Consider the following 19,498-nt stretch of genomic DNA (forward strand, 5'->3'; position numbering starts at 1 on the left):
CGCAACCGCGGCGGCCCGGCCCTTGCGGCGCGCCGCGCCTGCGGCTCCACTGCGGCGGGGATCGGAGGAGGACCGCATGGCGCCCGCGGACATGTCGCGCTGGGACCCGGAGATGGCCGCCTTCCAGGCGCTGATGGAGGAGCGCGGCAAGCGGTATCCGCCGCCGCGCCTCGCCCCGCCGCTCGATCAGGGCCGCGCGGTGACGGAGGCGCTGAACCTGCCGCTCGCCGAGGGCGGGCCGCGCATGGCCGAGAGCGCCGACCGCTGGCTGCCGATCCGCGGCCGGCGCCTGCTCTGCCGCCTCCATCGCCCGACCGCGGGGGCAGGACCCCTGCCGGTACTGGTCTACCTGCATGGCGGCGGCTGGGTGTGGAACTCGGTGGACACGCACGACCGGCTGATGCGCGAATACGCCGCCGCCGCCGGCTGCGCGGTGGTGGGGCCGGACTACGCGCTCTCGCCCGAGGCGACGTTCCCGCAGGCGCTCGAGGAATGCGCCGCCGTGGTGCGCTGGGTGGCGGCGCTGGGCGCGGAGTGGGGCCTCGACGGCGCGCGCGTCGCGCTCGGCGGCGATTCGGCGGGCGGCAACCTCGCCGCCGGCGCGGCGCTGCTCCTGCGCGAGACCGATCCGGCGCTCGCGCTGCGCGGGCTGCTGATCAATTACGGCGTGCTCGACAGCCGGCTGGACACGCCCTCCTACCGCGAATTCGCCGAAGGGCACGTCCTGACGCGCGAGAAGATGGCGTTCTACTGGGAGTGCTACGCGCCGCGCCCGGCGGATCGCCTCAACCCGCTCGCCGCGCCGCTGCGCGCCGACCTCGGCGGCCTGCCGCCCACCCTCGTGCACATCGCCGAGCTCGACGTGCTGGCCTCCGAGAACCTGGCGATGGTGGAGAAGCTGCGCGCGGCGGGCGTGCCGGTGGAGAGCACGGTGTTCCGGGGCACCGTCCACGGCTTCCTGCGCGCGCTCGACCATGTCGGCGCGGCGCGACGCGCGGTGGCCGAGGCGGGGGCGTGGCTGCGGCGGGTGCTCGCCTGAGGGAGGCCGCGGGGCGGGCTCACGGCGCGGCCAGCGCCCGCTTCGCCACCTCGGCGAGCCAGGCGGCGGCGACGGGCAGCACCGCGTCGTTGAAGTCGTAGCGCGGGCTGTGCAGCTCGCGCCCGCCCTCGGCCGGGCCGTTGCCGATCCAGACGAAGGCGCCGGGAACCTCGCGCAGGAACCAGGCGAAGTCCTCGCCGGTCATGGCGGGGGGAAGATCGCGGCGCAGCGTCGCCACGGCGGCGGCGGCCTGTGCGGCGAGGTCGCGCTCCGCCGGGTGGTTCTCCGTCACCGGCACGCCCGGGCGCCAGGCGAGGCGGGCCTGCACGCCGCAGGTCGCGGCGACACCCTCGACGATGCGCTGCAGCGCCGCCCGCAGCGCCGCGCCCGTGGCCTCCTCCAGCCAGCGCGCCGAGCCCTTCAGCACCACCCGGGAGGCGATCTGGTTCTGCGCCTCGCCGCCCTCGACCATGGTGATGCTGAGCACGGCGGCCGCGAGGGGGTCGAGCTCGCGCGCGACGACGGATTGCGCGGCGACGATGCAGTGCCCGGCGGCGAGCACCGGATCGCGCGCGAGGTGCGGCAGGGCGGCGTGGCCGGCGCGGCCCTCGAAGGCGATCTCGAAGCGCTGGCCGGCGGCCATCACCGCACGCTCGTGCACGGCGACGGTGCCGGCATCGAGCCCCGGCCAGTTGTGCCAGCCGAAGATCCGCCGCATCGGGAAGCGGCGGAACAGCCCGTCGGCGATCATCGCCCGCGCGCCGCCGCCGCCCTCCTCCGCCGGCTGGAACACGAGATGGACGGCGCCGGTCCAGGCGGGATCGGAGAGCAGCAGCGCCGCGGCGCCGAGCAGCGCCGCCGTGTGCCCGTCGTGCCCGCAGGCGTGCATCACCCCGGGCCTGGCCGAGCGGTAGGGCAGGTCCTCGTTGCGCTCCTCGATGGGAAGCGCGTCCATGTCGGCGCGCAGGCCGACCGCGCGGCCGGCGTCCGCGCCGCGCCGCAGCGTGGCGACCACGCCGTGGCCGCCGATCCGCTCGGCGATCTCGGTCACGCCGAGTTCGCGCAGGCGGGCGACGACGAAGGCGGCGGTCTCGCCCTCGTCCAGCGTCAGGCCGGGATGGGCGTGCAGATGCCGGCGCCAGGCGGTGAGCCGCGCGCAAAGCGAGGGGTCCATGACGCGTGCATAGAGCCGATCGCGGACGGCCGGAACCGCCGGGGGCGGGAGCGGCGCGCCGGACGACAAGCGGTGGCCGCGGCGGCGGAACCTCCGGGCGGGCGGGGCGCGCCGCGCGCGGCGGCGCGGGCGGAGCGACGGCGGGAATGCGGCCGCGCGCCGCGATCCCGCGGCCCGAGGGCGGCACGGCCCGGCGCGCCCCTCCCCCCGCCCGTCCCGCGTGCACCGGCCGGCCCGCCACAACATTGCGGTTGATGCCGAGCCGGACCGGGCCGCGTAATCTGCGACTCGATTCCGCATCGCTCCCCCATGCACGCAACCCTCCGCAGCGCCGACTTCGTGTTCGCCCCGCGGGCGGACGTCCGGCTGCAGCCCTTCTCCGGCTCGGCCTGGCGCGGCGCCTTCGGCCATGCCTTCAAGCGCCTGGTCTGCAGCCTGCGCCTGCGCCCCTGCTCCGGCTGCCCGCTCGGCGAGGTCTGCCTCCATCCCCGCTTCTTCGGCGCCGAGCCGGAGAGCGACGCGCCCCGTCCCTACGTCCTGGCCCCGCAGCGCAGCCCGGCCGGGGGGCTGGTCAGGGCCGGCGAGCCGTTCCGCCTGCGCCTCACCCTGCTGCCCGGCGCCGAGCCGGCGACGCCCTACGTCGTGCGCGCCCTGCTGGAGGCGGCCGAGGCGGGGCTGACTGCGGCCCGGGTGCCCTTCGCCTGCCTCGCCGTCCGTCCCGCCTACCCGGAGGGGAAGGGCGCGGCGGGCGACCCGCTGGCGCCGGTGACGCTGGCCCCGCCACCCGCTCCGGCGCGGCTGCGCCTCGGCTTCGTCACCCCGCTGCGGCTGCGCCTCGAGGGCGACCTCGTCACCGGCCGCACCCTGACCCCGGCGATGCTGGTCGCGGCGGCGCTGCGCCGCGCCCGCCTCGCCGGTCTGGCGCTGCCCGCGGAGGCGGCGCGGGCGGCGCTCGCCGAGGCGCGCGCCCTCGCCTGGCAGGAGACGCGGCTCGGCTGGCTCGAGACGGTGCGCGTCAGCTCGCGCCAGCAGGCGGCGATGCGGCTCGGCGGGATCGTCGGCGAGGCGGTGCTCGCCCTCGGCGCGGCGCCGCATGTCTGGCCGGCGCTCTGGCTCGGTTCCCTGCTGCATCTCGGCAAGGGCACGGCGATGGGCTTCGGGGGCCTCGCGCTCGATGCCGCCTGAGACCGCCCCGCCGCGGTGGCGCCTGCTCGCCATCACCGGCCTTTCGCCGCAGGTGGTGACGGAGACGCTGTGGGCGCTGGCCGGGCGCGCGCCGCCCGAGCTGCCGGAGGCGATCACCGTGCTCACCACCGCCGAGGGGGCGGAAGTGGCGCAGCGCCTGCTGCCGCCGGCGGTCGCGGCGCTTGCCGCGCAGCTCGGCCGGCCGCTGCCCGCGCCCGAGATCCGGCTGATGCGCGACCGCGCCGGGCGGCCGCTGCGCGACATCGCCTCGGCCGAGGACAATCGCGCCGCGGCCGACGCCATCATCGCCGAGGTGCGCGCCCTGACCGTCGATCCCGAGCGCGCCCTGCACCTCTCGATCGCCGGCGGGCGCAAGACGATGAGCTGCCTCGCCGGCATCGCCCTGTCGCTGTTCGGGCGCGCGCAGGACCGGCTGTCGCACGTGCTGGTGGATCCGGCGCTGCAGGGGCGGGAGGACTTCTTCTTCCCGCCCGAGCCGCCGCGCCCCGGGGCCGCCGGCCCGCCGCCCGCGGGCCTGATCCTCGCCGAGATCCCGTTCGTGCGGCTGCGCGGGCGCTGGCGGCCGGAGGCGATCGGCGCCGGCTTCGCCGAGCTGGTGGCCGCGGCGCAGGCGGCGCTCGCCCCGCCCGCGCTGGAGATCCGCCCGCGCCGGCGCGAGGCCCTGCTCGGCGGCGTGCCGATCGCCCTGCCGCCGGCGCTGCTCGGCGTACTGCTCTGGCTCGCCGAGCGGGCACGGGACGGCGCCGGCGCCGTCGCCTGCCACGGCGGGGACGCGGTGCGGCGGCGGCTGGCCGCGGAATGCCTCGCCTGCATCGCGCGCTGCGCGGGCGGTGCCGCGACGCGCTCGGCCGAGGCTGCGCGGCGCGCCCTCGCCCACGGGATGGAGAAGGAGTTCCTGGCCGAGAAGGTGTCGCGGCTGAACCGCGCCCTGCGCGAGGCCCTCGGCCCCGAGGCCGCGCCCTACGAGATCAGGCGCGAGGGGCGCCGGCCCTTCACCGCCTACCGCCTGGCCCTGGCGCCGGAGGCGATCGCGATCCGCGAGGAGGAAGCGTGAGAGAGCAGCAACCCATCCCCCGCCTGACGCCGATGGAAGCGGCCCTGGCCGGTCTGCTGCACGACATCGGCAAGCTGGCGCAGCGGGCGCATCCGGACGAGCAGGCGCTGGCGCGCGCCTATGCCGAGGCCGGGCGCGACCTCGCCGGCACCGAGAGCGCGATCCTGCCGAAGCGCGACGGCCGCTACACCCACCGCCACGCGCTGTGGAGCGACTTCTTCTTCCTGCAGACCGAGCGGGGCGGCCTGCGCTGGCCGGGCGATATCAACGGCGCCGCGGTGGAGGCGGTGGCGGTGCGCCATCACGCGCCCCGCCACGACAGCCCGGCCGACTGGATCGTCGCCGAGGCGGACCGGCTGGCCTCGGGCCTCGAGCGGAAGGAGAAGGACGAGCAGGAGGAGACCAGGGGCATCGGCCTGCGCGAGCGCGAGCTGCGCGCCCTGCTGCCGGAGATCGCCATCGGCCGCGGCGCGCCGCCCGGCGCGCAGTGGCATCCGGCCGAGGAGCTCTCGCCGGAGGCCCTCCTGCCGCGCGGCCGCTCGCCCGCGGACCAGCCGCGCCGCTTCGGCGCGCTCTGGGATGCCTGGCTGCGGGGCTTTGCCGCCTTCGCCCGGCACGGCCTGTCGGCCGGACGGTTCGAGCGGGCGCTGCTCGGCCTCTCCGAACGCCTGCTGTGGGCGGTGCCGTCCTCGACGGTGGACCAGCCGGACATCCCGCTGCACGACCATGCCCGCGCGGTCGCCGCCATCGCCGCCGCGCTCGCCGCCTGGCACGAGGCGCAGGCGGCGTGGACGGTGGAGGCGGTGCGGGACCGCAAGACGCCCAAGTTCCGCCTCGCCTGCCTCGACCTGTCCGGGATCCAGCATGCGCTCTTCCGCCTCGACGGCCGCGAGGGGGCGAGCCGGATCCTGCGCGCCCGCTCCTTCCTGATGGGGGCGACGGTGGAGGCGGCGGTGCAGCGCCTGCTCGACCGCCTCGGCCTGACCTTCTCCTGCGTCCTGCTGCATGCCGGAGGCAAGGCGGAGCTGCTGCTGCCCGACCTGCCCGGGCTCGAGGAGACGCTGAAAACCGTGCGCGCGGAGTTCGACGACTGGATGATCGCGCACTGGCAGGGCGATCTCGGCCTGGTCCTCGCCGCCGGCCCGGCCTTCGCGGCCGAACAGTTCCTGCACCGCGGCAAGGCGGGCGAAGTGGCCGAGGGCTACCGGCAGGAGCGCGCGCGGCTCGCCGCCGCGCTGGAGGCGGCGAAGCTCACGCCCTTCGCCGGCTGGCGCGGCAAGGGGGGCTTCCTCGGCACCGGCGTGATCCCGGCGCCCTTCGATGAAGCGCGCGGCGCCTGCGCGAGCTGCGGCGCGCGCCCGGCGGTGGTGCAGACGGCGCTCGATGGCGCGTGGCGCTGCGGGGTGTGCGACGCCGCCTACCGCATCGGGCAGAAGCTGCCGAAGGCGGAGGGCTACGCCCTGCTCGCCGCCGATCCGGCGCAGGAGGAGGCGCCGGCCGTCCTGCCCGGCGGGCTGCGGCTCGCCGCATGGCCCGAGCGCGGGCCGGCGGCGCTGGCGAGCTTCGCCTTCGCGCGCGCGGGGGCGGGCAGCGCCGTCTTCCGCCCGCCCGCCTACGTGCCGCGCGTCGCGGCCCCCGCCGATCCGCGCTACGACCATGCCGGCATTCCGGCCGACGACCGCGGAGAGGCGGGCGATCTCATGACCTTCGCCCAGATCGGGGCGGAGGCGCTTGAATTCGCCGGCGAGGAGGAGAACCGACGCATCGTCGGGCGCGACCTGCTCGCCGTGCTCAAGGCCGATGTGGACCATCTGGGGCGCGTCTTCGCCGCCGGGCTGGGCAACGACCGCTCGCCGGCGCGCATCGCCCAGCTCTCGCGGCTGATGGACGCCTATTTCGGCGAGCGCCTCCCGTGGCTGCTCGCGCGCGATTTCCCCGCCACCTACACCGTCTATGCGGGCGGCGACGATCTGCTGCTGATCGCGCCGTGGCGCTTCGCCCTGCCGCTCGCCCTCCGCCTGCGCGAGGATTTCGCCGCCTTCGCCGGGGGCAACCCGAACCTCACCCTCTCGGCCGGCATCGCCTTCGTGCATCCGAAGCATCCGCTGGCGCTGGCGGTGGAGGAGGCGGAGGACGCGCTGTCGGCCGCGAAGGCGGGCGGGCGCGACCGGATCGGCCTGTTCGGCCGCGTCCCGGAGGCCGCGAAGGACGCCGAGGAGCGGAAGGAGGACCGCGCCCCGGCGCCGCGCCATGGCAGCGGTCGGGTGCTGACATGGAAGGCGCTGTGCGCGACGCTCGGTCTCGCCGATGCGCTGAACGACGCCGTGCGGGCCGGCCATCTGCCGCCGACCTTCCTGCATCGCATGCGCTGGTTCGCCGCGCGGCGGCGCGCGGCCGAGGCAGGCGAGCCGCGCGCGGCGGACTGGAACGCGAAGTGGCGCTACCACGCGGCGCGGTTCCTCGATCGGCTGGCGCCCGACCGGCGCCGCGACACGGAGGCGCTGCTGCTGCAGGCGCTGCCGCCGCCCGGGGCGACGGCCGCGGCGGATGCGGAGATCGCGACGACCGTCGCGCTGTGGCGCAACAGGTGAGGAGGAGGAGATGTCGGGCTTTCACGGCAACTCGCGGCCGGGCGGCGGGCAGCCGCCGCGCGGGGGCGGCTACGGTGGCGGCGGGCCGCGCGCGCCCGGCCCGGGCAACGCCAGGACCGCGCCGGGCGGCAGGGCGGAGGGCGGCAACGGCGGGAACGAGGAGCGCGGCTGCATCGGGAACCTGCTGCGGCCGCCCGCGCAACCCGTCCGCTACTTCTCGCCCAACGATCCGAAGGCGGTGGAGCCGCGGCTGCTCGGCGAGGAGGCGGAGCAGGTCGCGAGGAAGCTCAGGACCGTGCCGGCGAGCCAGCTCCGCCGCTTCTATGCCGAGGTGACCGCGCTCAAGCGCCGCGCGGAGCTTGCGGATGCGAGCGACGAGGAGATCCGGTCGGCGCTGATGCTGCTGCGCGCCAAGGCGGCCTACACCTGGCAGCGGCAGAGCCGGTATCCGGGCGAGCTCGTCGCCTTCTTCACCCGCCATGCGGCGAGCGTGAAGACGAGGCACGACTTCCTGCGCGGCTTCCAGCCGCATTTCGAGGCGGTGATGGCCTTCCACAAGGTGTTCGAGGAGAAGAGGGGAGCCGAGGGATGAGCGAGATCCGCGAGCGGGGCCGCGTGCGCGTCACCGGCCTGATCCGCCTCAAATCGGGGCTGCACATCGGCGCCGGCAAGGACTCGGTCGAGATCGGCGGCATCGACAACCCGGTGATCAAGCACCCCCGCACCGGCGAACCCTACATCCCCGGCTCCTCCCTCAAGGGCAAGCTGCGCTTCCTGCTGGAATGGGCGTTCGGCGCCGTGCGCGAGGACGGCCATGCCTGGGGCTACAACGACCGGCAGCCGGTGGACACCACCGATCCGGTTCTGCGCATCTTCGGCAACGCCCTCAAGGAGTGGAAAGGCGGACCGACGCGGCTGATGGTGCGCGACGCCCCGCTGTGCGAGGCGGATCGCGCGCGCTACCGCGAGGGGCCGGAAGCCTTTTTCGAGGAGAAGACGGAGGTCACCATCAATCGGATCCAGGGGAAGGCTCTCGACGGCGGGTTGCGGACGCAGGAGCGCGTCCCCGCCGGCGTGGCCTTCGACTTCGAGATGGCCTTCCGCCTCTACGATCTCGGCGACGGCGGCGCGCGCGATCTCGCCTGCCTCAACTGGACGCTGCAGGGCCTCGCGCTCCTCGAGGAGGATGCGCTGGGCGGCTCCGGCTCGCGCGGCTACGGGCGCATCGCCTTCGAGGATCTCGCGCTGCAGGTGCCGGAGCGCGCGCCGATCGCGCTCGACAACCGCTTCCGCGGCCACCGCTTCAGCCGCGAGAGGCCGCCCGCGATCGTGACGGAGGCGGATGTCCTGGGGGTGCCGGCCTGATGGAGCTCCGCCGCTTCCGCCTGCGGCTCGATCCCCTCTCGCCCTTCGGCACGCCGCCGACCTCGGGCACGCTCTTCGGCCATCTCTGCTGGGCCAAGCGCGCGCACGAGGGGCGGGAGGCGCTGCGCGCCTGGCTCGCGCGGCTGCCCGCCGAGCCGGTCGCCCTGTCGGACCTCCTCCCGACGGATCACCTGCCGAGGCCCCTGCTCGCGCCCGGGTCCGCCGAGCCGGGCGAGGACGCGAAGACGCTGCGGAAGCGCCGCTACCTGCCGCTCGAGGCCTGGCGGCGGCTGCGCGTCGGCGCGACGGCGCGGGCGCTCGACGATCTGTTGCGGCGGGCCGGAGCGGATCCGGCCTTCCTCGAGCGCGCGCGCGTGCCGCACAACCGCATCGACCGCGCCTCCGGCAAGACGCCGGAGGCGGGCGGCGGCGGCCTCTGGTTCGCCGAGGACCTCTGGCCCGCAGCGGACGCGAAGGGCAACGGCCGCACCGCGGCGGACCTCTACGTGCGCAGCGCGCTGCCGGCGCGGGAGGTGGAAGCGCTGCTCGCCCGCCTCGGCGAGACGGGCTTCGGCCGCGACGCCTCGACCGGGCGCGGCCGCTTCCGCGTGGAAGGCAGCGAGCCCATGGGCTGGCTCGACGAGACGCCGAAGGGCTCCGGCGCGGCGCGCATGCTCTCCCTCTCGCAGGGCGTGGTCACGGCGAACATGCGCGCGCCGCGCTGGCGGCGCTTCGTGCTGTTCGGCAAGATCGGCCGGGAGATGACGGCCGAGGGCAAGCGGCCCTGGAAGCTGCCGCTGGTGCTCGCCGAGGCCGGGGCGACCTTCGCCCCCGCCGATGGCGGCCCCTACGGCGCCTGGATCACCGGCGTCCACCAGGACGATCGGGAGATCGGCCACAACGCCTTCCACCTCGCCATTCCCTACACGGAGGCCGCCGCATGAACGTCTATGCCGGCCCGCCGCGCGCGATGACGCGCGTGACGCTGCGCCTCGTGCCGCTGACGCCGGTGCACATCGGCGACGGGACGGAGATGCGGCTCGACGAGTATCTGCTGGAGGGGCCGCGCCGGGCGGGGCGGCGCTACGACGAGTTCGGCGAGGAGATCGAGGAACAGGCAGCCGAGGCGCCCCCGATGCTCTGCCGCTTCGACCAGGCGAAGGCGATGCGCGCCATGACACCGGCGCAGCGCAGCGCCTTCCAGCGCGCGCTCGATGCCGGGCAGTTCGGCGAGGCGGCGCAGGCGCTGCGGGAGGCGGGCAGGGGGGCGATCGTCGAGCGGATTCCGATCTCGCCGCGCTCGGCCGCCGAGCTGACGAAGGCCTTCGATGACCCGCTCTCGCGCTCGGGCCAGGTGAAGCCTTTCGTGCGCAGCGGGGGGAAGCCCTACATCCCGGGCAGTTCGATCAAGGGCGCCTTCCGCACGGCGCTCGCCTCCGCCGCGCTGCCGCGCGACCGCGAGCCGCCGGGCGGGTGGCGCCACGAGAGCGCGCTCGAGGCGGCCTTCGGCCTCGATCCCAGGGACACGACGACCGATCCGCTCCGCTTCCTGCATGTCTCGGACGCCTTTCTGCCCGAGGGCGCGACGCTGATCGACCGCGTGGAGGTGATGGACCGCAAGAACCCCGAAGCGGGCAAGATGCAGATGCACTACGAGCGGACCCGCGCGCTGACGGATGGCGCGCAGGCGCCGGCCTTCACCGTCAGCCTGGAGGTGGACGGCCGGGCGAGGGAGAGCGCCTGTGTTGCGCACCAGGCCGCGCGCTTCGGGGCGGCGCAGCTTCTCGCGCGGTGCCGTGCGTTCCACGTCAAGCTGTTCAACGAGGAGCTGAAACGGTTCTTCGAAGGAACCGCCGAGACCAGGTCGAAACTGCTGCAACGCCTGCGCGGGCATGTCGCGGACGGCAGGCCGCCCTTCACCCAGCAGGGTTGGGATGCCGACTTCGTCCTCCTCCGCCTCGGCCGGTTCGGGCATTTCGAGAGCAAGTCGCTCGAGGGCGTGCGTCGCGGCCACTTCCCGCAGGCGAAGAACCCCGCCGACAGGATCCGCAGACCCGGCGAATGGGGCCTGACGCGCACGGTGACGCGCGACGCCCGGGGCGACCCCATCCCCTTCGGCTGGGTGATCGGCTGGGTGGTAAAGGAGGAACGCGCATGAGCCTCGTCCTCATCGCCTCGGTCGGCGGCTCGCCCAACCCCATCGCCTCGGCCATTGCGGCGAAGCGGCCCGAGCACGTGATCTTCCTCGCCACCGAGGCTTCCGGCGCCCAGCCCGGCTCGGCGGAGCAGATCCCCGATATCCTCACCAAGGCGCAGCGCCCGCAGCAGCCGCACGAAATTCTGATCGTCCCGCCCGACGAACCCGAGGCGATCTTCCTCGCGCTGCGCGAACGCCTGGAAAGGCTGCGCGCCGAACAGCCCCGCGCGCAGCTGCTCTTCGACTATACCGGCGGCACCAAGACCATGACCGGGGCGCTGTTCCAGGCCGCCATCGCAACGCCCGGCGCCCAGGTCCAGTTCATGCTCGGCCGGCGCGAGAACCTGGATCGCGTCAAGGACGGGACGGAGCGGCCCGTGCGCATCGCCACCGACTGGCTGATCGCCGAACGGACCGAGGCCCGCCTGCGCGAAGCCTGGTCCACCCACGACTACGCCACCGCCGCCGCCGGCTTCGCGCAGCTCGCCGACGACCTCGGCGCGGACGAGAAGGCCCCGCCCGAGGCGCGCGCGCGCCTTGCCGACCTCGCCGCGGTCTCGCGCGCCTTCGACCTCTGGGACCGCTTCCGCCACGCGGAGGCGGCGGCCGACCTGCGCGCCCTCGCCGCGCGCCGCCCGGCGCTCGGGCCCTTCGCCGAGCAGGCGCAGGCCTGCGCGCGCAGCATGCCCGCCCGCCTGCTCGACCTCTGGCGCAACGCCGAGCGCTGCGCCGCGCGCGGCCGCTACGACGACGCGGTGGCGCGGCTCTACCGCCTGACCGAATGGATCGCGCAGTGGTGGCTCGCCCACCGGCACAAGATCGACCCCGACAAGGTGGACTGGTCCCGCATCACGCCGCAGGAGGTCGCGCGCGCCGGCCTCGGGGAGCAGGCCGGCAAGAAGACGCTTTCCGGCCTCATGCAGGCCTGGAAGCTGATCGCGGCGAAGGAGCCCGAGGGGCCGGTCGCGCGCTTCCTCGCCGCGCGCTTCCCGCACCGGGATCCGGAGAAGACCGGCGAGGGCCTCCTGCGCGACGTGCTCGATCTGCGCAACCGCTCCATCCTCGCCCACGGCGAGAGGCCGCTCGGCGAGGGGGAGTGGGAGAAGTGGCGCGCCTTCGCCGATCGGATGCGCGAGCAGGTGCTCGTGCCGCTGCTGCGCGCGGCCGGGGAGAACGCGAGCCTGCCGCCGCAACTGCCGCAGGATCCCGCCGCGCTCGGCCTCTGAGCCGGCGGCCCGCTCTTTGACAGGGTGAAGACCGCGACAGGGTGAAGACCGCGGGGCGCCCCCCCCCAGGCCCGGGGGGAGGGGGCCGGGGCCCCGCGCCGCCACAACATTGCCGCGGCTGCGCGGTGCCGGCGGCGGACGCATAAGCGGCGCCATGCCGCATCGCCGCCTGCATCTCCTCGCCTACGACATCGCGAGCCCCGCGCGCCTGCGCCGGGCCCTGCACACGGTGCGCGCCCACGCCGTCGGCGGGCAGAAATCGGCCCACGAGTGCTTCCTGACCGAGGCCGAGCGCCACGCCCTGCTCGCCCGGCTGCGGCGCCTGATCCATCCGCGCGCCGACCGCGTGCTCGCGCTCCGGCTCGACCCGCGCCTCGGGCAGCGCTCGCTCGGCATCGCCCGCCCGCCGGCGGACGGGCCGTTCCTGATCGTCGGCTAAGGCCCGGGCGATGGCGACGCTGTTCCTCGATCGCCGCGAGGCCGTGATCGAGAGCGCGGCCGGCGCCCTGCTGGTGCGCGGCGGCGACGGCGCGCTCGCCCGCGCCCCCCTCGCGCTTGCGGAGCGGGTGGTACTGCGCGGGCCGGCGCGGATCTCGACCGGGGCCATCGCCGCGATCGCCGAGGCCGGCGCGGCGCTGCTCGTCCTCTCCGGCCGGCACGGGCGGCCGGCGGCGGCGATGCTCGGCCGCGCCCATGCCGATGCGGCGATCCGGATCGGACAGTTCCGGCTCGCCCTCGACGGCGCGGCGCGGGTGCGGATCGCCGCGCTGCTCCTGCGCCGCAAGCTGGCGGGCCAGCGCCGGCTGCTCGGCCGGGCCCTGCAGCGCCGCCCCGACCGGCGTCTGCCGCTGCGCCGCGGTCTCGAGGCGCTGGCCGAGGCGCAGCACCGCCTGCGTCGCCTGGCCGCCGAGGGCGCGTCGCCGGCGCGGCTGATGGGCGTGGAGGGGGCGGCCGCTGCGGCCTATTTCGAGGCCTTCGCCGCCATCCTCCCGCCCGCGCTCGGCTTCGCCGGCCGCAACCGGCGCCCGCCGCGCGATCCGGTCAACGCCGCGCTCTCCCTCGCCTACACCCTCGGCCATTTCGAGGCGGTGCGCGAGGCGCACCTGGCCGGCCTCGACCCTGCGGTCGGCTTCCTGCACGCCCTGGCGCCGGGGCGGGAGAGCCTCGCCTGCGACCTCGTCGAGCCGCTGCGCCCGCATCTCGACCACCTGGTGTGGCGGCTGTTCGCCGAGGAGCGGCTGCGCGGCGCGCATTTCACGCGCGACGGCGCGGCCTGCCTGCTCGGCAAGGCCGGGCGCCTCGCCTTCTATGCCGCGTGGGAGGAGGCGGCGGCGCCGCTGCGCCGCGCCCTGCGCCGGGGGCTGCGGCCGCTGGTGCGCGCGGCGCGCGCCGCCGCCGCCGAACTGTGCGCGGAGAGCACGGCCGATGCTGACGGCGCTGCACCTTGACGGGGCCGAGCGGCCGGTCGCCGTGCTGCTCGAGGGCCCGGCGCTGCGGTTGCGTCGGCCCGCGGTGGCCGACGCCTTCGCGCCGCTCGCGCGCCTCGCCCGCGTGGTGGTGCACGGGACGCGGGTGCAGTGGCGGACCGAGGCGCTGCTCGCCTGCCTCGAAGCCGGCGTGCCGGTGGCGTTCCTCGGCCGGCGCGGGACGCTGGCGGGGCTGCTGCTGCCCCTGCGGCCGCCGTCGCAGCGCGCGGGCCTTGCGGCGGCGCTCGATGCGGCGGCGGCGCTGCCGGGCTTCCGGCGGCGGCTCGAGGATCTGTGCCGGGCGGAGGAGCGGCGAGCCCTGCTTGCCGCGCTGCGGGCGGGTCCGGGGTGGAACTGCGCGGAGTTGCGGCCGGAGATCGTGCGGCGCCTGGCGGCGGCGCACGCCCCGGTGCCGGCGGCGGCGGAGGCGGTGCTGGCGCTGCTGCGCGGCCTGGCCGCGGCGCTGGTGGCGGAGGAGCTGGCGCGGCAGGGCGTGGGGCCGAACTTCCTGGTCCGCCGCAGCGGCGGCTTCCCCCTGGCCGAACGGCTCGGCGATGCGCTGGCCTGGCAGGTGTGGCCGCAGACCCTTGCGCTGCTGGCGCGGGCCGGCGCGGCTGACGCGGAGCGGCCGACGCCCGCCCTCCGGCGGGCGGCGATTGCGGCGCTCGAGGGCGCGGGGCTGCGGCCGGCCTGCCAGCAGATGCTGGCGCGGCTGGCGGCGGCGGTGGGCAGCGAGGTGTAGCGATGCGGGCACGGCGTGCGTGGATCATCGGCTACGACATCGCCTCCCCGCGGCGGCTGCGGCGGGTGGCGCGGCTGCTGGAGCGGCGGGCGGTTCGCATCCAGTATTCGCTCTTTGCCGGGTGCTGGACCGAGGCGGAGTTCGAGCGGCTTTGGAAGGAGCTGGCGGCGCTGATCCATCCGCGGCGCGACGACGTGCGCGCCTGGCCGGTGCCGGAGCCGCCGGAGGTAACGACGCTCGGCCAGGGGTTGCCGGACGGCGTGTGGCTGGGCGAGGGGCGCGTGCCGGGATTGCAGGAGGTGCTGGGTTTCGGCCAGGGCGAGGGCCGGCCGCGGGCGAGGCGGCGGAGGACAGCTTCGGCGGGGGCGTCGACTCCTGCGGACGCTTCCGGCAAGCTGTTGGCGGGAAAGGAGTAGGCAGGGCGAGGTGTTCAGCAGCAGACCCGTTCTTCAGGGGGTCAAAACTCAATTTTTCGACAAGCTTTCGAAGCTCATCGGTTCAGCAGCAGACCCGTTCTTCAGGGGGTCAAAACGAAACGATTCCAGCGCTTCGCTTGGAATTGCCTGCGTTCAGCAGCAGACCCGTTCTTCAGGGGGTCAAAACCCATGACGCGCATGGCAGCGTCGTGCTCACCATTACGTTCAGCAGCAGACCCGTTCTTCAGGGGGTCAAAACACATAGTCCCGCCCCCCGCGCGCGCTTATGAGAGTTCAGCAGCAGACCCGTTCTTCAGGGGGTCAAAACCTTCGGGGACTTCTTCGTAGCAGCCTGGGCCATGAGTTCAGCAGCAGACCCGTTCTTCAGGGGGTCAAAACTCCCGGCCCGTAGCGCCGTTTCCGGGGATTCTGGCGTTCAGCAGCAGACCCGTTCTTCAGGGGGTCAAAACAGGAACTGGCGCAGCTCCTCGCGCATCTCGAGGGTTCAGCAGCAGACCCGTTCTTCAGGGGGTCAAAACTTTTTCAATCGCTTCACTTGTGATTGCCTTACAAGGTTCAGCAGCAGACCCGTTCTTCAGGGGGTCAAAACGGCATCAACAAGCGCGGCAAGCGAGGGGAACACAACGTTCAGCAGCAGACCCGTTCTTCAGGGGGTCAAAACGTGGTGTGGCAGAAGCAGCAGAACGAGCGGCATGTGGTTCAGCAGCAGACCCGTTCTTCAGGGGGTCAAAACGCGGCCCTGGCGGCGTCCCAGACGGCGTCCGAGGCGTTCAGCAGCAGACCCGTTCTTCAGGGGGTCAAAACGGGTGCGCGTCGAGCTGTTTCGCCCTGACCTCCAGTTCAGCAGCAGACCCGTTCTTCAGGGGGTCAAAACGCCCCAGCCCTTCCCGACCGGGCCGAAGGCCTGCGGTTCAGCAGCAGACCCGTTCTTCAGGGGGTCAAAACCGAAGCTCCGCGGGCATCCGCACGTTCACGGCCACGGGTTCAGCAGCAGACCCGTTCTTCAGGGGGTCAAAACATGCGGGATGAAGCGGCCGTTCTCGCTGCGGTCGAGTTCAGCAGCAGACCCGTTCTTCAGGGGGTCAAAACGCCGCTTCCTCCGCTTCGCGGTAGGGCACCACGTGGTTCAGCAGCAGACCCGTTCTTCAGGGGGTCAAAACCGTTCCCGGCGGCCCTGGCGGCGCTCCCGGCGTTCCGTTCAGCAGCAGACCCGTTCTTCAGGGGGTCAAAACGCATGCGCGGCGAAACGCTTCCAGCGTTTCACTGGGTTCAGCAGCAGACCCGTTCTTCAGGGGGTCAAAACCGCGGCCCAGGGCGCGGGCGACGGAGCGCAGGCAGTTCAGCAGCAGACCCGTTCTTCAGGGGGTCAAAACGCATAAACAACGGGATTCTTTTCCATGTCTTTTCCCGTTCAGCAGCAGACCCGTTCTTCAGGGGGTCAAAACACCGAGGGCATGGACGTTCCGCGCCTCGATGCGGTTCAGCAGCAGACCCGTTCTTCAGGGGGTCAAAACTTACGGCGGCATCGTACAAAACGTCGGGGTCGTTGACGTTCAGCAGCAGACCCGTTCTTCAGGGGGTCAAAACTCCGGAAACAGTGTGCATGCGTGCCTCCATGCTATGTTCAGCAGCAGACCCGTTCTTCAGGGGGTCAAAACGCTTGAGACTGCACTAGCGGCATCGATCAGCGTTCAGCAGCAGACCCGTTCTTCAGGGGGTCAAAACAGTCGAAGAAGGAGCTGCGCCCGTCCCAGCGCCGAGTGGTTCAGCAGCAGACCCGTTCTTCAGGGGGTCAAAACTCCCCTTGCTTGCTGATTGCGCTCTTGCCTTGCGGTTCAGCAGCAGACCCGTTCTTCAGGGGGTCAAAACTTCAGGAACGCGGGCCGGAAGTGTGTGTCGAAATGTTCAGCAGCAGACCCGTTCTTCAGGGGGTCAAAACGTCGCGGCATCATACAGAACGTCGGGGTCAGCGACCCGTTCAGCAGCAGACCCGTTCTTCAGGGGGTCAAAACGGCACAAGGAGCTTGTGGACGCGCGCCACCCCCTCGTTCAGCAGCAGACCCGTTCTTCAGGGGGTCAAAACCGCAATGCCGAGTCATGTTCCCCATTCTGAACTTGGTTCAGCAGCAGACCCGTTCTTCAGGGGGTCAAAACACGGTCGAAAGTTGATTGCCGCGCGCCGTTTCCAGCGTTCAGCAGCAGACCCGTTCTTCAGGGGGTCAAAACTTGCTCGCTAGCAACTGCCTTCGCAGCATCGATCAGTTCAGCAGCAGACCCGTTCTTCAGGGGGTCAAAACGAAGAAATCAGGGGAAATATTCATTGCGAGCATGAGTTCAGCAGCAGACCCGTTCTTCAGGGGGTCAAAACTCAGAGCGGCAGCGCCGCGACGACGTCGCCGAGCGGTTCAGCAGCAGACCCGTTCTTCAGGGGGTCAAAACGTGCGCCCCGTGGGGCAGCTTGCTGAGGCGGCGGCGGGTTCAGCAGCAGACCCGTTCTTCAGGGGGTCAAAACAGCGCCGGCCCGCGCTGCCAGTCCACGCCCGCGCGGTTCAGCAGCAGACCCGTTCTTCAGGGGGTCAAAACAGCGCGCCCGATCCTGCTCGAACTCCGCGGCCGTCGTTCAGCAGCAGACCCGTTCTTCAGGGGGTCAAAACCGTTGTTGCTCTTCCTTGCTCGCACGCGACACTGCGTTCAGCAGCAGACCCGTTCTTCAGGGGGTCAAAACAGCTCGCCGCGCTCCTCCTCGGCCTCGCGCACCCAGTGTTCAGCAGCAGACCCGTTCTTCAGGGGGTCAAAACTCGAGCGTGAGGGCAAACTCGATCTGTTCGCCCTCGTTCAGCAGCAGACCCGTTCTTCAGGGGGTCAAAACGGCACAAGCGTTTTCACGCTTGGCCTCAATCGCGTTGGTTCAGCAGCAGACCCGTTCTTCAGGGGGTCAAAACCTCGCCGCTCGGCGCGGCCTCGCCGCGGCGCCAGCGTTCAGCAGCAGACCCGTTCTTCAGGGGGTCAAAACCGATCCGCATGGGTCAGTCGGCCCCCGCCGGATGGTTCAGCAGCAGACCCGTTCTTCAGGGGGTCAAAACCCTCGCCTATCTCCTTTATTGTGACCTCCACCGCCCGGTTCAGCAGCAGACCCGTTCTTCAGGGGGTCAAAACAGCTCCCAGAGCTCGCCCTTCTCATTCTCTGCCTCGTTCAGCAGCAGACCCGTTCTTCAGGGGGTCAAAACAGACTGTCGCGGAAGATGGCCTCCGGGTCAGACGTTCAGCAGCAGACCCGTTCTTCAGGGGGTCAAAACCCCGACGGGGGCCCCCTATCCGACAGCCTAGCCCAGGGTTCAGCAGCAGACCCGTTCTTCAGGGGGTCAAAACTGCGTGGCACTCATCCGTGCTGTCCTCCCTCGCAGTTCAGCAGCAGACCCGTTCTTCAGGGGGTCAAAACTCCGTAGCGGCATGGCTGGAAGCCCTGGCGGCGGCCGTTCAGCAGCAGACCCGTTCTTCAGGGGGTCAAAACCGAAACGCTTCAAGCGTTTCGCTTGAGACTGCGCTGTTCAGCAGCAGACCCGTTCTTCAGGGGGTCAAAACGCATGCGCCCCCTCCCTCGGGCATGCGCGCTCTAGTTCAGCAGCAGACCCGTTCTTCAGGGGGTCAAAACTTGCCGAGCGCATCAGCGACTAACACCAATTTGCCGTTCAGCAGCAGACCCGTTCTTCAGGGGGTCAAAACGCGCGGAGGCCGAAGCGGGCGGCGGTGACGCGCGTTCAGCAGCAGACCCGTTCTTCAGGGGGTCAAAACTAGGTGCGCGTCATCGGGCATCTCCCCGGGTGTGGTTCAGCAGCAGACCCGTTCTTCAGGGGGTCAAAACATGGCGTCTCGGCTCATGGGATCGCTCCAAGCAGCGCGTTCAGCAGCAGACCCGTTCTTCAGGGGGTCAAAACGCGCTTGCAGCATCAACAAGAGCAGCGAGAGTCGCGTTCAGCAGCAGACCCGTTCTTCAGGGGGTCAAAACGTTACAGGGCCGCCGCGATGCGGGCGCCGAGCCCGCGTTCAGCAGCAGACCCGTTCTTCAGGGGGTCAAAACCGCCAGCCGTCTGCGGCGTAGTCCTCGGCGGCGGGTTCAGCAGCAGACCCGTTCTTCAGGGGGTCAAAACGCGTCAGGCGCTCGACGCTGGCGTGCAGCGTCTCGTTCAGCAGCAGACCCGTTCTTCAGGGGGTCAAAACCGGATCGCCTGGGCGCGCTCCTCCCGCGAAGAAGGTTCAGCAGCAGACCCGTTCTTCAGGGGGTCAAAACGCGGATTTCCGCCGCGAACCGCGCAAGCTCACACTCGTTCAGCAGCAGACCCGTTCTTCAGGGGGTCAAAACGTCGAGGCCGGTGACGGCCCCCGCCGCCCTGGTTCAGCAGCAGACCCGTTCTTCAGGGGGTCAAAACAAATGCGTCCCGCGCCCCTTCGTCATGGACGATGGGTTCAGCAGCAGACCCGTTCTTCAGGGGGTCAAAACACGGTGACGGGCGCCGAGGCGACCATCACTGCGTGTTCAGCAGCAGACCCGTTCTTCAGGGGGTCAAAACAGCTCGGTGAGATGAGCGAGCTCCCATAGCTCGCCCGTTCAGCAGCAGACCCGTTCTTCAGGGGGTCAAAACCCCGCTTGGACACCTCGAAAAACCCGGTTGTCGGGCGCTGCTGAGTGGTGTTGATGGCTCTGTGGCTCGCGGACGCTTCGTCTGCGAATGCCCGATCCGCCCCCGGTCGGTGGGCTTTGTGGTCTTTTTGTCGCCCGGATCGGTCGGGCGGGCGCACCTCTTCCTTCGATCCAGACCGGGCGGCGCATGTTGTAGGCGAGATTGGCCAGCGTGATCCGCGCGGTGGCGCGAACGAGGCCGATGCACCGCGCGACGAGGCCCATGCGGCGCTTCTCGGCGGCGAAGACATGCTCGACCAGACTGCGCACCCGCGCGCGCGTCGCGTTGCCGCGGGCGATGGGGGCGGGCATCGGCCGTCCGC

Annotated in this window: 14 protein-coding genes and 1 CRISPR repeat array; of the genes, 13 read left to right on the forward strand and 1 reads right to left on the reverse strand. The window is 72.4% G+C overall.

All coding sequences use genetic code 11. The features are described 5' to 3' along the window. Positions 1–76: 76 nt before the first annotated feature. Positions 77–1,039: an alpha/beta hydrolase gene (locus K1J50_RS05885; protein ID WP_255574976.1), complete on the forward strand. Its 963-nt coding sequence runs from the start codon at positions 77–79 to the stop codon at positions 1,037–1,039. 19 nt (positions 1,040–1,058) lie between these two features. On the opposite strand, the gene K1J50_RS05890 is transcribed toward K1J50_RS05885, so the two are convergent. Then, complete coding sequence (locus tag K1J50_RS05890; protein WP_220116663.1) at positions 1,059–2,213, reverse strand: amidohydrolase; 1,155 nt, start codon at positions 2,211–2,213, stop codon at positions 1,059–1,061. A gap of 309 nt (positions 2,214–2,522) precedes the next feature. On the opposite strand from K1J50_RS05890, the gene cas6 reads away from it, so the two are divergent. The 12 genes from cas6 to cas2 all read left to right on the forward strand — a co-directional run bounded on the left by cas6 (position 2,523) and on the right by cas2 (position 14,476). After that, entirely contained in the window at positions 2,523–3,398 is an 876-nt protein-coding gene (gene cas6 / locus K1J50_RS05895) for a CRISPR system precrRNA processing endoribonuclease RAMP protein Cas6 (RefSeq protein ID WP_220116665.1), read from the forward strand. Then, a complete protein-coding gene (gene csm6, locus K1J50_RS05900) occupies positions 3,388–4,473 on the forward strand; it encodes a CRISPR-associated ring nuclease Csm6 (RefSeq protein WP_220116666.1) in 1,086 nt (361 codons plus the stop codon). Before cas6 ends, csm6 begins: the two co-directional genes overlap by 11 nt. Continuing rightward, positions 4,470–7,064 carry a type III-A CRISPR-associated protein Cas10/Csm1 gene (cas10, locus tag K1J50_RS05905; protein ID WP_220116668.1) on the forward strand — a complete coding sequence of 865 codons (2,595 nt, stop codon included), beginning with the start codon at positions 4,470–4,472 and terminating at the stop codon, positions 7,062–7,064. Before csm6 ends, cas10 begins: the two co-directional genes overlap by 4 nt. 10 nt (positions 7,065–7,074) lie before the next feature. After that, positions 7,075–7,656, forward strand: coding sequence for a type III-A CRISPR-associated protein Csm2 (gene csm2 / locus K1J50_RS05910; RefSeq protein WP_220116669.1), 582 nt, complete (start codon positions 7,075–7,077; stop codon positions 7,654–7,656). Beyond that, positions 7,653–8,429, forward strand: a complete 777-nt coding sequence (gene csm3 / locus K1J50_RS05915; protein WP_220116670.1) for a type III-A CRISPR-associated RAMP protein Csm3 — start codon at positions 7,653–7,655, stop codon at positions 8,427–8,429. Before csm2 ends, csm3 begins: the two co-directional genes overlap by 4 nt. Then, positions 8,429–9,373: a type III-A CRISPR-associated RAMP protein Csm4 gene (gene csm4 / locus K1J50_RS05920; RefSeq protein WP_220116671.1), complete on the forward strand. Its 945-nt coding sequence runs from the start codon at positions 8,429–8,431 to the stop codon at positions 9,371–9,373. The genes csm3 and csm4 overlap by 1 nt, the downstream gene beginning before the upstream one ends. Beyond that, on the forward strand, positions 9,370–10,587 hold the full coding sequence (locus K1J50_RS05925; protein WP_220116672.1) for an RAMP superfamily CRISPR-associated protein: 1,218 nt from the start codon (positions 9,370–9,372) through the stop codon (positions 10,585–10,587). The genes csm4 and K1J50_RS05925 overlap by 4 nt, the downstream gene beginning before the upstream one ends. Beyond that, entirely contained in the window at positions 10,584–11,852 is a 1,269-nt protein-coding gene (locus tag K1J50_RS05930) for a TIGR02710 family CRISPR-associated CARF protein (protein WP_220116674.1), read from the forward strand. The genes K1J50_RS05925 and K1J50_RS05930 overlap by 4 nt, the downstream gene beginning before the upstream one ends. 154 nt (positions 11,853–12,006) lie before the next feature. Further along, positions 12,007–12,291 (forward strand): CRISPR-associated endonuclease Cas2, encoded by a 285-nt coding sequence (locus K1J50_RS05935; RefSeq protein ID WP_220116675.1) that lies wholly within the window; start codon positions 12,007–12,009, stop codon positions 12,289–12,291. 10 nt (positions 12,292–12,301) lie between these two features. Then, positions 12,302–13,300, forward strand: coding sequence for a CRISPR-associated endonuclease Cas1 (cas1, locus tag K1J50_RS05940; protein ID WP_220116678.1), 999 nt, complete (start codon positions 12,302–12,304; stop codon positions 13,298–13,300). Next, positions 13,278–14,060 carry a CRISPR-associated endonuclease Cas1 gene (locus K1J50_RS19415; protein WP_220116679.1) on the forward strand — a complete coding sequence of 261 codons (783 nt, stop codon included), beginning with the start codon at positions 13,278–13,280 and terminating at the stop codon, positions 14,058–14,060. Before cas1 ends, K1J50_RS19415 begins: the two co-directional genes overlap by 23 nt. A gap of 2 nt (positions 14,061–14,062) precedes the next feature. Continuing rightward, positions 14,063–14,476, forward strand: coding sequence for a CRISPR-associated endonuclease Cas2 (cas2, locus tag K1J50_RS05950; protein WP_220116681.1), 414 nt, complete (start codon positions 14,063–14,065; stop codon positions 14,474–14,476). 12 nt (positions 14,477–14,488) lie between these two features. Further along, positions 14,489–19,137: direct repeats of the CRISPR family, unit length 36 nt; unit sequence GTTCAGCAGCAGACCCGTTCTTCAGGGGGTCAAAAC. Positions 19,138–19,498: the final 361 nt, after the last annotated feature.

Source organism: Caldovatus aquaticus (assembly GCF_019458025.1).
In the GTDB taxonomy this organism is placed as follows: domain Bacteria; phylum Pseudomonadota; class Alphaproteobacteria; order Acetobacterales; family Acetobacteraceae; genus Caldovatus; species Caldovatus aquaticus.

Coding starts and splice junctions, on each gene's coding strand:
- K1J50_RS19415 (WP_220116679.1), top strand. CDS start 13,278: ATGCTGACGGCGCTGCACCTTGACGGGGCCGAGCGGCCGGTCGCCGTG.
- cas2 (WP_220116681.1), top strand. CDS start 14,063: ATGCGGGCACGGCGTGCGTGGATCATCGGCTACGACATCGCCTCCCCG.
- csm2 (WP_220116669.1), top strand. CDS start 7,075: ATGTCGGGCTTTCACGGCAACTCGCGGCCGGGCGGCGGGCAGCCGCCG.
- csm3 (WP_220116670.1), top strand. CDS start 7,653: ATGAGCGAGATCCGCGAGCGGGGCCGCGTGCGCGTCACCGGCCTGATC.
- K1J50_RS05935 (WP_220116675.1), top strand. CDS start 12,007: ATGCCGCATCGCCGCCTGCATCTCCTCGCCTACGACATCGCGAGCCCC.
- csm6 (WP_220116666.1), top strand. CDS start 3,388: ATGCCGCCTGAGACCGCCCCGCCGCGGTGGCGCCTGCTCGCCATCACC.
- cas1 (WP_220116678.1), top strand. CDS start 12,302: ATGGCGACGCTGTTCCTCGATCGCCGCGAGGCCGTGATCGAGAGCGCG.
- K1J50_RS05930 (WP_220116674.1), top strand. CDS start 10,584: ATGAGCCTCGTCCTCATCGCCTCGGTCGGCGGCTCGCCCAACCCCATC.
- csm4 (WP_220116671.1), top strand. CDS start 8,429: ATGGAGCTCCGCCGCTTCCGCCTGCGGCTCGATCCCCTCTCGCCCTTC.
- K1J50_RS05885 (WP_255574976.1), top strand. CDS start 77: ATGGCGCCCGCGGACATGTCGCGCTGGGACCCGGAGATGGCCGCCTTC.
- cas6 (WP_220116665.1), top strand. CDS start 2,523: ATGCACGCAACCCTCCGCAGCGCCGACTTCGTGTTCGCCCCGCGGGCG.
- K1J50_RS05925 (WP_220116672.1), top strand. CDS start 9,370: ATGAACGTCTATGCCGGCCCGCCGCGCGCGATGACGCGCGTGACGCTG.
- K1J50_RS05890 (WP_220116663.1), bottom strand. CDS start 2,213: ATGGACCCCTCGCTTTGCGCGCGGCTCACCGCCTGGCGCCGGCATCTG.